General features: G+C 66.2%; 8 protein-coding genes and 1 tRNA gene. 5 read left to right on the top strand and 4 right to left on the bottom strand.

Translation table 11 applies throughout. From position 1 onward, the window contains the following. Nucleotides 1-102: 102 nt before the first annotated feature. Both ACXAG6_RS19185 and ACXAG6_RS19180 read right to left on the bottom strand, forming a co-directional pair. On the bottom strand, nucleotides 103-1104 hold the full coding sequence (locus ACXAG6_RS19185; RefSeq protein WP_475339510.1) for a TAXI family TRAP transporter solute-binding subunit: 1002 nt from the start codon (nucleotides 1102-1104) through the stop codon (nucleotides 103-105). 59 nt (nucleotides 1105-1163) lie between these two features. Next, nucleotides 1164-2105, bottom strand: coding sequence for a dihydrodipicolinate synthase family protein (locus ACXAG6_RS19180; protein WP_475339509.1), 942 nt, complete (start codon nucleotides 2103-2105; stop codon nucleotides 1164-1166). A 175-nt stretch (nucleotides 2106-2280) separates the two neighbouring features. Between ACXAG6_RS19180 and ACXAG6_RS19175 the strand changes: the two genes are divergently transcribed. The 3 genes from ACXAG6_RS19175 to ACXAG6_RS19165 all read left to right on the top strand — a co-directional run bounded on the left by ACXAG6_RS19175 (nucleotide 2281) and on the right by ACXAG6_RS19165 (nucleotide 4880). Further along, a complete protein-coding gene (locus ACXAG6_RS19175) occupies nucleotides 2281-3312 on the top strand; it encodes a LacI family DNA-binding transcriptional regulator (RefSeq protein WP_475339507.1) in 1032 nt (343 codons plus the stop codon). Nucleotides 3313-3623: 311 nt separating this feature from the next. Further along, nucleotides 3624-3839, top strand: a complete 216-nt coding sequence (locus ACXAG6_RS19170; RefSeq protein ID WP_475339506.1) for a hypothetical protein — start codon at nucleotides 3624-3626, stop codon at nucleotides 3837-3839. 126 nt (nucleotides 3840-3965) lie between these two features. Then, nucleotides 3966-4880 (top strand): tyrosine-type recombinase/integrase, encoded by a 915-nt coding sequence (locus ACXAG6_RS19165; protein WP_475339504.1) that lies wholly within the window; start codon nucleotides 3966-3968, stop codon nucleotides 4878-4880. Nucleotides 4881-4937: 57 nt separating this feature from the next. Here the strand turns inward: ACXAG6_RS19165 and ACXAG6_RS19160 are convergent. Beyond that, nucleotides 4938-5014, bottom strand: a tRNA-Met gene (locus ACXAG6_RS19160). A 197-nt stretch (nucleotides 5015-5211) separates the two neighbouring features. On the opposite strand from ACXAG6_RS19160, the gene selD reads away from it, so the two are divergent. Then, a complete protein-coding gene (selD, locus tag ACXAG6_RS19155; protein WP_475339503.1) occupies nucleotides 5212-7368 on the top strand; it encodes a selenide, water dikinase SelD in 2157 nt (718 codons plus the stop codon). 69 nt (nucleotides 7369-7437) lie between these two features. Here the strand turns inward: selD and mnmH are convergent, their stop codons facing one another. After that, nucleotides 7438-8484, bottom strand: coding sequence for a tRNA 2-selenouridine(34) synthase MnmH (mnmH, locus tag ACXAG6_RS19150; protein WP_475339522.1), 1047 nt, complete (start codon nucleotides 8482-8484; stop codon nucleotides 7438-7440). Nucleotides 8485-8587: 103 nt separating this feature from the next. Between mnmH and ACXAG6_RS19145 the strand changes: the two genes are divergently transcribed. After that, a complete protein-coding gene (locus ACXAG6_RS19145) occupies nucleotides 8588-10561 on the top strand; it encodes a caspase family protein (protein ID WP_475339502.1) in 1974 nt (657 codons plus the stop codon). Nucleotides 10562-10576 lie beyond the last annotated feature (15 nt).

Genomic DNA, 10576 nt, shown 5'->3' with positions numbered 1-10576 from the left:
CCCCTTAGGGCCAACCTCTCAAGGGTTTCCTCCTTGGGGAAAAAAAGGGTTGTCGAGGTGGGGTCCCGCGCACCCGAAAAGAGCGGCGGCGCGGGCGCGGCCTTACAGCAGGCCGGCCTCCTTGAAGTAGCGGATCGCGCCGGGGTGCAGCTCGATGCCGGTGTTCTCGGGCAGCATCGCCTTGGCCGGGTCGAACCGCGACCATGCGCCGTGGGAGGCCTTCAGTGCCTCGGCGTTCTCGATGATCGCCTTGGTGATCTGATAGGCTGTCTCCTCGTCGAGCGCGGCATTGGCGATCAGCACGGTGCCAAGATTGGCGCCCGAGGTGGCCGCGGTCTGGCCCTTATACCATTCCGGGCCATAGCTGCCCGGCGTCAGGCCGTTCTGCGCCAGCAGGTCCATCGCCGGAGCGGGGATGTCGAGAAACACCACCTCGTTGGTCAGCGCGACCTCGGTGATCGTAGGATGCCCCTTGATCATTGTGTCGATGTAGACATCGGCATTGCCGTTGCGCATCTGGTCGGCGATCTGGCCGGTATCGACCTGGATGATATCGCCGCCATTGGCCTTGATCTGATCGGCCGAGGTGCCGAGTCCTTCGAATATCATCTCTGCCACCGGAACCGCGGACGAGCCAACCGGCTTCATCAGCACGCGCACCGGCTCACCCGAATCGAAAATTTCTGAAAGGTCAGTGGTGCCCATCTTGTCGGTGAAGGCCTTGCTGGCCAGCACGCCCACGTAAACGTCGTTCAAGCCGCCGACGAGTGCGCGGATGTCGGGCGCGGCCATGCCTTTGTAAACGTCGTCGCCGTTCTTCGCCCAGACGGCGGAAGCCACGTTCGACAGGGCGATCTCGGCCTTGCCGCCCTGCACCACCATCGGGTTGGCGACACCGCCGCCCCGGGCGATCACCTCTACGGAGTTGTCACCGATGATCGGCTCGATGATCTGCTCCAGCGTGGCGGCAAAGACATACCACGACGAGCCCTCGCGCATGGCCCCGATACGCACCTCCTGCGCGGCGACGGATGTGGCGGTGATGGCCGCAACGGCGGCAGCGGTGACGGCTGTGCGCAGGCGCGGCAAAATTGCGTGTTTCATGTTGGTCCTCCCTTGGGTTCAGGATGCCCCCGGCGCGGGCCGGGGGCAAATTGCTTGGATCACTCGGCCGCGATGGCCAGATCGACACGGCCGATCCCGGCAGCCTCGAAGGCGGCCTCGATCTCGCGCTCGGCAGCGGCGCCGAGGTCTTTCAGCGGCTCGCGGATGGTGGCGTGATCGAGCAGGCCGCGATGGCGAAGGCCGATCTTCAGGGCCACGGTGCCCTCCATGTGCGACCCGCGGTGATAGACCGCCTGGGTCACCGGCAGCAGCCGCTCGAAGATCTCGCGGGCGGCGGTGTAGTCCTGCGCCTTGCCAGCGTGGATCAGGTCGATCAGCAGCTCGGGCGCGATGTTGCCGTAGCCCACCAGAAGGCCGTCCACGTCGAACATGGTCGGCAGCAGCCACTCATCATGGCACGACAGCACCTGCAGGTCGGGCTGGGCCTCCTTCAGCGCCGGGATCTCGACATACCAGCGCTTCATGTCGCGCACGCCGTTCTTGGTGGCAACGCAACCCTCTTGGGCCGCGATCTCGAGCTGGGTGTCGAGGTCGTAGTTGGCCTTGGTGGCAGCCGGATACTGGAACAGGATGGTCTGAAGCCCGCCCTCCTCGTAGATCGCCTTGTAGCGATCCTGCGGCGCACCCTTCTGAAAGCCGAAGCGAAGCCAGCCGTGGTTGGGATACACCAGCGCGCCGGTCGCACCGGCATCGAGCGAGCGCTTCGCCTCCTCGGCCGCCACCTTGGTGCCCTCGCCGGTGATGCCCGCGATGATCGGAATGTCGACTGCGTCCTTGTAGGCGCGGATCAGCTCCAGCCGCTCGTCGGTGGTCAGAAAGGTGCCCTCACCGGCATGGCCGAGAATGACGAGTGACTTCACCTCGTCGAAGCTCGCCAGCCACTTGGCAATGCGCACGTTGGCATCGATGTCGAGCGAGCCGTCGCGGTTGAAGGCGGTCACGGGAGCGGGGTTCAAGCCGCGAAGATCCATGGGTTGCATGTCGGAAGTCTCCTCCGGGGTGGTGTGTCTGTGTCTAATCCAACGTTCCCTAGCCAACCCGTTTCGCCAGATTGGGAACGTTTGCGGGAACGTTCCCAAAAATGCATTGCCAGCGTGACGAGTCAAGTGGTAGTTTGCAGGCAGACCACATTTTGCCGATCAAGGATCATCGCCCGTGGATACCGAAGTGCCCGCAAACCGTTCCAAGCTTCGTGTCACGCTCCACGACGTGGCGCGCGAAGCGGGCGTGTCCAAATCGACCGTCTCGCGCATGCTCGACGAGCGCTTGCCGCAGTCCGACTCTCCCAAGGCGCGGCGGGTTCGCGAGGTTGCACAAAGGCTTGGCTACGTGCGTGACCTCTCTGCGGCGAGCCTACGCCGCGGCTCCACAGGACAGATTGGGGTCATCGTTCCGCGCCTCACTGACACGGTCATGGCCATGCTCTACGAAGCGCTGGCCAAGGCGGCCGCGCAGAACGGTCAGTTCACCATCGTGGCCACCACCGACGACAATCCCGATGCAGGCCGAGCCGCCGCTGAGGCACTGATACGGCGCGGGGTCGACGGGCTGATTCTGGCAACGGCCCGCACCGACGATCATTTCACTGACGAGCTTCGCGAGCGCGGCGTGCCAGTCGTCTTGGCGCTGCGCCACAACGGCTCAAGCCCGGCATCGATAAGCGACGACAGGCTCGGCGGCTACCTCGCCACACGCCACCTACTCGATCTGGGCCACCGCCGCATCGGCCTCATCACGGGCCCAAGCTACGCCACGAGCGCACTGGGGCGCGTGGAAGGATATCGTAAGGCGATGGAAGAGGCCGGGATGAAGATCGCTCCCGAACTGGTCGCGCCATCCTCCTTCAGTATTGAATCTGGCGAAGCGGTGGCCAACGCCCTACTGGCGCTGAAAGACCGCCCGACCGCCATCTTCGCGGTCAACGACAACACCGCTATCGGCGCCCTCTCGGCGATCGGAAAGGCAGGGCTTTCCGTGCCGGACGACGTATCGCTGGTAGGTTACAACGACATTCCAATTGTCAGTCGGCTACCGACACCCCTGACCTCCGTCCGCGTCCCCTTCGACCAGATCGCTGCTTCGGCTTTGAGGATGTTGAGTGAAGAGGTGCCGAGCGGATTCAATGCAGTAGCAACCCCAACACTTATTCCCCGAAGATCAACTGCACGTGTGCCAGAGAGAGGTTAAGGGCCCCGGACAACATCTCGTCCGCCCCCGAGTGTTCATCAAACTTGTCCACGAAACCAACCATCCACTTCATAGCCTTGGCGAAGCCAATGCGGCCTTCAGGACCCGACGTATCAAGCGGCCTGCCGACGGTGAAGGCTAGTTAAACCGGCCGCAACGCTTAGCTAAGTCTCGCACGGGAACCCCATGATCAGCGCTTCAGTGAGGTCGGGCTTATTGTCACCCGCGCCACTTATCACGCTCATGTGATCTTTGTTACACGCAAGCCAACAGGCCCCTGTCTATAACGTAGGCATAATCAGGAGACTGAGATGCCTCGGGCCAAGACCAAGTTTACACAGAGCGATCTGCAGCGCGCTATCAAGGCCACCCTGAACGCAGGGTTGACCGTGTTCGGCGTGACCATCACCCCTCAAGGCGCGATATTCGTCGATACCTCGCAGCGGATCGGAGACGGACCCCAGGCGAGCCCCGAAAGCGAGTTCGACCTCTGGAAAGCACAGCGCAGTCAGAGTGAGAGGCACTAATGCGCGTCCGGCTGAAAAGGGCTCAACACCGTCAGGTCCAAGCTCGCCGACGGGACCTATCGGACCTACTACTACGCATGGAAGGGTGGGCCTCGTCTGCCCGGCGCTCCTGGCGACCCGGAGTTCATGGCTGCCTATCAGAAGGCGATCGATGCCAAGTTGGACACTCCGTCCGGAACGCTGGCCGCCGTTTTGAATGCCTACCGCACATCACGGCGTTTCGAAGAGCTCGCGTCCCGGACGAAGCGCGACTACGAGAAGCACCTTCGTCGCATCGAAGCCGAGTATGGGACCTTTCCTATCGCCGCACTAACGGATCGGCGGACGAGGGGAGAGTTCCTCACGTGGAGAGACGCTCTGGCTACCACCTCTCGCCGGCAGGCCGACTACACCTACTCTGTGCTCGCTCTGGTTCTCTCCTGGGCACAGGATCGCGGCCTCGTGCCCAGCAACCCGTGTGAGCGCCCAGGCCGCACGTATAGCTCGCGTCGCGTGGAGAGCGTATGGAAACAGGAAGATGAAGCGCGCTTCATGCAGGCGGCTCCACCCCACCTCCATCTCGCCTTCCTGCTCGCGCTTTGGACAGGGCAGCGCCAAGGCGATCTGTTGCGTCTCACGTGGTCGGCGTTCGATGGCGAGTGCATCCGCCTCAAACAAAGCAAGACCGGCGTGAGGGTCACTATCCCGGTCGGGAAGCCGCTCCTTGAGGCACTGAACGGCACCGAAAAGACAGCGGTGACGATCCTCACCACCGTGCGCAATACCGCGTGGACAGAGTCAGGCTTCCGGGCATCGTGGCGGACGGCTTGCAAGGCAGCGGGGGTGGAAGGGCTCACCTTTCACGACCTCCGCGGCACCGCGGTCACCCGCCTCGCTCTCGCCGGATGCACCACGCCGGAGATCGCCACGATCACCGGCCACAGCCTCAAGCAGGTTGAGACGATCCTCGACGCGCACTACCTGAGCCGAGATGCAAAGCTCGCACTATCTGCGATCCGCAAGCGCGAAGCGCACGAAACCGGAACAGGTTTTCCCAAATGAACGCCCAAACGGCTCACCCTGCTCGGGGCGCAACATCACGAACTGTCAGGAAATGCTTGGTAGCGGAGGAGGGACTTGAACCCCCGACACGCGGATTATGATTCCGCTGCTCTAACCAACTGAGCTACTCCGCCAAAAGCGAGGGCCGATGTAGTGGCCGGGCGGCGGGGCGTCAAGGGGGAAATCCAGTGGAAACTGTGGCTATTTCGGCAACAATGCGGTGCCTGCCCCTCCATCAATCACGCATCACCCGGCATCCATCGGTTAACCGCCATTTTCCCGCGGGCTTCGGGCCGCTATCCTGCTGCCGACACCACTGGAGACAGCCCCTGTGCAAGCCGCCCCTAGCCTGACGAAAGACATCGTGCTTGTCGGTGGCGGCCACGCTCATGCGCTGGTGCTTCGCCGCCTCGGCATGGCCCCGCTTCAGGGTGCGCGGCTGACGCTGATCAACCCCGGCACCACCGCGCCTTATTCCGGGATGCTGCCGGGCCATATCGCCGGGCATTACCCGATCGAGGCCTTGCAGATCGACCTGCACCGCCTTGCCCGCTTCGCCGGGGCCCGGCTGATCGACGGGCGCGCCACCGCGATCGACCGCGAGGCCCGCGAGATCACCGTTGAGACAGCCGAAGGCACCCGCCGGCTGGTCGGCTACGATATCGCCGCGCTCGACGTGGGCGTCACCTCCGATATGCCTGCGCTTCCGGGCTTTGCCGAGCACGCCTGCCCCGCCAAGCCGCTTGATGATTTTGCCGCGCGGTGGGCGCGTTTCGTGGCCGCGCCGGGGGCGGCCCGGGTGGTGGTGATCGGCGCGGGGGTGGCTGGGGTTGAGTTGGCCATGGCCGCCCGCCACCGGCTGGCCGCGCTAGGCCACAGCCCGTCTGTTACCCTCGTCGATGCGGGCAGGGCGCTTGCGGCGCTGGGCGGCGGGGCGCGGGCGCGGCTGTTTGAAACCCTGCGCGCCTCCGGCATCACCCTGTTGGAGCAGGCCCGCGTGGCCCGGATCGAGGCCGAGGCCGTCGCCCTTGAAGATGGCCGTAGCCTGCCCGCCGATTTCACCATCGGCGCGGGGGGCGCACGGCCCCACGACTGGCTCGCCGAAACCGGGCTGGCTCATCACGAGGGCTTCCTGCGGGTCGGCCCCGACCTGCGCAGCACCACCGATCCAGCCATCTTCGCCGTCGGAGATTGTGCCCATTTCGAGCCCGATCCGCGCCCCAAGGCCGGCGTCTACGCCGTGCGCGCCGCGCCGGTGCTGGAGGAAAACCTGCGCCGCAGCCTGCGCGGTGAAACCCGGCTCAAACCCTTCCGCCCGCAGCATGACTACCTCAAGCTGATCTCGCTGGGTGAGAAGGCGGCACTGGGCGAAAAGCTTGGCCTCATCGCCTCGGGGCCGTGGGTCTGGCGGGTGAAAGACTTTATCGACCGCAGCTTCATGGAGAAGTTCACCAGCTTCCCGTCGATGGAGCCTGAAGGCGACGAGAGCGAGCCCATGCTCTGCGCCGGGTGCGGGGCCAAGATTGCCCCCAACGCGCTGAAAGCCGCGCTGGCCGAGCTGCCCGCGCCGGAGCGGGATGACGTGGTGAGCCTGCCCGGTGACGATGCGGCCATCCTCGCGATGGACAGCGACTATCAGGTCATCACCACCGATCACCTGCGCGGCTTCACCGAAGATCTCGCGCTGATGGCCCGCATCGCCGCCGTTCATGCACTTGGCGATGTCTGGGCCATGGGCGCACGCCCGCAGGCGGCGCTGGCTTCTGTCACCCTGCCGCGCATGGCGCCCGAAATGCAGGCCCGTTCCATGCGCGAGGTGCTCGCCGCCGCCTCCACCATCTTCCGCGCCGAGGGGGCAGAGCTGGTGGGCGGGCATTCGTCGATGGGCGCGGAGGTGCAGCTGGGGTTCACCGTGACGGGCCTGCGCACGGAGTTTCCGGTGGGGCTGGAGAACGCGCAGGTGGGCGATGCGCTGATTCTCACCAAGCCGCTGGGCACCGGCACCGTTCTGGCCGCCGATATGCGCGGGCCGGGGCGGGCGGCTTGGGTGGCCGCCGCGCTCGCCTCCATGGCCCGCCCTCAGGGCGATGCGGCAAAGCTGCTGGCCACGGCCCATGCCATGACAGACGTAACAGGCTTCGGCCTTGCCGGACATTTGCTGGCGATCTGCGAGGCCAGCGGCGTGGCCGCCTCGCTGAAGCTCTCCACCATCCCCCTGCTGCCCGGCGCCGCCGAACTCGCCGCGCAGGGCATCCGATCTACCCTCTGGGACGAGAACCGCGCCGCCGTGGCCGCCCGGCTCGGTCTGCCCGCCCCCGCGCCCCCCGAGGCAGACCTGCTGTTTGATCCGCAAACCGCCGGCGGCCTGCTCGCCGCCGTCCCTCCGGGCCGCGCCGCGAAGCTGCTGGAAGAGCTGCACGCCCTCGGCTACCCGGCCGCCCGTATTGGGCAGGTCATGGCCGGGGTGCCCTTTCTGCGGGTTCAGTAGGTGCCGCCATGAATGCCTGGCGGGGGGCTCGCATCTGCGGTTCCACCAGAAGAGATTCGATGAGTATTTTCAGCAAGAAAATGCAGCCAGTTGCGCCATGATCCGGTCGGCGGCGCGCTCCAGCCCGTCTTCATCCAGCGTAATCTCCAGCGGGGTTTCCGGCCTGTCGGAGCGGCGCGATTTGGCATAGCGCGGGTCGTAATGATGCAGGCACAGCTCGCCCGCCAGCGTCACCACATCGCCCGCCTCGGCCATCGCTTGCCAGCTTTCGATCCGCTCGTGGCCATGCAGTCGGATGAGCTGGGAGAGGAGGCCGTTCAGTTGAGCCGGGTCGGTGGCCAAGTCGTCGTAAACGCGAGCGAGGTAACGGGCGCGGTCCTGCAGCGCGGCGTGGAGGGCGATGCGTGGCGCGGCCAGCATCTGCTTCCAGAGCGCCGGGGGCACCAGCCGCTCGCCCACCTTCGAGCTTTCGGCCTCCACCAGCACGGGGCGCGCCGGGTCCAGCCCTGTCAGCGCCTGCACCAGCGCACTCTCAAAGCCCTTCTGCGCCGGTTGCGGCCCCATGTTGCCCAGAAGCGAGCCGCGATGGTTGGCCAGCCCTTCAAGGTCCAGCACCTGCCCGCCGCGCGCCGCGACCCTGTGCAGCAGGTCGGTCTTCGCGGTGCCGGTGTTACCATCCAGCAGCACCACCCGGTGCGGCAGTTCACCCTCGTAGAGCGCCTTCACCACCGCCCGCCGGTAGCTCTGGTAGCCGCCCTCCACCTTGTCGACCCGCCAGCCGATCTGGCCGAGGATGGTGGCAAACCCGCCGCTGCGCTGCCCGCCGCGCCAGCAGTAAACCAGCGGCTTCCACCCGCCGTCCTTGTCAGCCAGCGGCCCCTCCAGATGCGCCGCCGCGTTGCGCGCCAAAATCGCCGCGCCCACCTTGCGGGCCAGAAATGGCGAATCCTGCACATAGATCGTGCCCACCTTCGCCCGCTCTTCGTCAGAGAACACCGGCAGCGAGATCGCGCCGGGCACATGGTCCTCGGCGTATTCCGAGGGCGAGCGCACGTCGATCACCGTGTCGAAGGGCAGGGGGGCGCCAGAGAGCGGATCGGGCAGGGTAAAGGCCATGTGCCGGGTTACCGCAGCCGCGCGGCGCATGGAAGCGTGTCAATTGCCGTCACAAACACTGCAGAGCCTTGCCCGGGGCGATTTCCCCAATAGTATCGCCCCCATGACGCCACGGCACCTCCCCCTTGCCGCGCTCACCGCGCTGGCCCTCGCCGCCCCCGCAGCGGCCGAAACCCGCGCCCTTCTGATCGGGGTGGGGGATTACGAATACCTCGACGCAGACCTGCGCGGCCCCGTCAACGATGTCGCGCTGATGGCCCGCACGCTGATGTCGCGCGGGGTGGCTCCTGAAGATATCACCGTGCTCACCACCGCCCCCGATCTTCTGCCTGAGGGCGTGGTTGTGGGTGTGCCCCGCCGCGAGGCGATCCTCGCCGGGCTGGCCGAGGCCGCAGAGGCCACGGGCGAGGGCGATACCGTGTTTTTCTACTTCTCCGGCCACGGCTCGCAAGCGCCCGACCTCGATGGAGATGATCAGGGCGGCTATGACGAAATCCTGCTCCCATCCGATGCAAAGGATTGGAAGGGCAGCGTTGGCGCTGTCGAAAACGCGATCCTCGATGACGAGTTGCGCGCCGCCGCCGAGGCGATCATGGCCGACGGTGCCGCCCTCGTCGCCGTGCTCGACGCCTGCCACGCCGCCACCGGCTTTCGCGCCATGCCCTCCAAGGGCGCGGCCCGCTATATCGAGCCGACGCTGCTGGGCATCCCCGAGGCGATGGAAGCCGCCGATGCGCGGCCAGCCCCCGCGCTCCAGGGCGACTTTGCTTTCCTCTATTCCTCCCAATCCGACCAGCGCAGCTTTGAATACCCCCATGGCGACCCGGACGATCCGGCCAACTGGTATGGCGAGTTCACCCGCGTCCTCACCACCGTCATGGCCTCCACCCCCGATCTGACATGGGATCAGCTGCTCGCCGCTACGATGGACGGGATGCGCAAAGAGACGGCCACCGCCACCCAAACCCCTGATGGCGAAGGGTCTATCATGTCTGCCCCGGTGTTCGGTGGGGCTGAGGCGGGGGCGCGGATGCGGGTGGAGGGCCAGCTGAAGGCAGGCAGCCTCTCGGGCCTCACCGAGGGCAGCGAAGTCACCTTCTACGCCGCAGCCGCAGGCGGCGCGGCGCTGGGCACGGCGACGATCACCAGCCTTACCCCCCTGGAAGCCACGCTCTCCGCCGTGCCAGAGGGCGCAAGATACGCCGAAGTCACCTCCCTCGCGCCAGCAGAGGCCACGCCCCTGCGCCTTTCCGCCCCCGTGGTGGCCGACGGCGAAGACTACACCGAAATCACCGCCGAACTCACCCGCCTTCAGGCCGAGGGCCTCGTCGATGGCGTCACATGGAACGCCCCGCAACCCGACCGTGCGCTTGTGCTGACGGGCGGCAAGCTGGCAATCACGGGCCCCGATGGCGTGCTCGATCCGGGCGGCCCCGGCTCTTCCCCGCGCTTCTCCGCGCGCGACCTCGCCGAAGCCCTCCCCCGCCTCGCGCAGGTCCAGCGGCTCGAATCCGCGCTGACCCAAGCCGAGGCGGGGGCCAAGAAAGGCTTCACCATCTCCGGCCCCCCGGTGAAGGTCGAGGCCGAGATGATCCCCGCCACCTGCGAGGGGGAAACCGGCACGCCGATCCGCCCCGCGCCAGAGACCGTGCCCCATTGCGCCCAACTCTGGCTCCACATCCGCAACACCTCAAGCAAGGCGCAAGACGTCACCGTGCTCTACCGCGACAAGAGCTTCACCATCACCGCCATCTTCCCGGGCTCTGGCACCTCCAACCGGCTCAACTTCAACGAGACGGTGCCGGTGGGGATGCTGATGGTGAACGAGGGCGAGGGCGTGGCGCTGGAGGAGATCATCGTGCTTGTCACCCCGGCGGAAGACGGCGCACCCCGAACCGCGCTCACCGGCCTTGCCAATGACGGGCAGAGCCGGGGCGCGGGCAACCCGATGGAACAGTTCATCGAGGCCGCCGCCGCCCCGCCTGGCGAGGCCTCACGGAATTTCAGCTTTTCGAGTGCACCGGCCCCGCTTACCGTAACGCGGATCCCGGTGCGCATCACACCCAAGGACGATTGAAGGAAGGAAGAACGG

It is taken from the genome of Vannielia sp. ABF1_015, assembly GCF_056160745.1.
Note: the sequence above shows the minus strand (reverse complement) of the source record. Positions and strands in the feature narration are given on the sequence as shown.

Excerpts from the sequence above, each read along its gene's own strand:
- ACXAG6_RS19185 (WP_475339510.1), bottom strand. The coding sequence starts at position 1,104 with ATGAAACACGCAATTTTGCCGCGCCTGCGCACAGCCGTCACCGCTGCC.
- ACXAG6_RS19180 (WP_475339509.1), bottom strand. The coding sequence starts at position 2,105 with ATGCAACCCATGGATCTTCGCGGCTTGAACCCCGCTCCCGTGACCGCC.
- ACXAG6_RS19170 (WP_475339506.1), top strand. The coding sequence starts at position 3,624 with ATGCCTCGGGCCAAGACCAAGTTTACACAGAGCGATCTGCAGCGCGCT.
- ACXAG6_RS19165 (WP_475339504.1), top strand. The coding sequence starts at position 3,966 with ATGGCTGCCTATCAGAAGGCGATCGATGCCAAGTTGGACACTCCGTCC.
- mnmH (WP_475339522.1), bottom strand. The coding sequence starts at position 8,484 with ATGGCCTTTACCCTGCCCGATCCGCTCTCTGGCGCCCCCCTGCCCTTC.
- ACXAG6_RS19145 (WP_475339502.1), top strand. The coding sequence starts at position 8,588 with ATGACGCCACGGCACCTCCCCCTTGCCGCGCTCACCGCGCTGGCCCTC.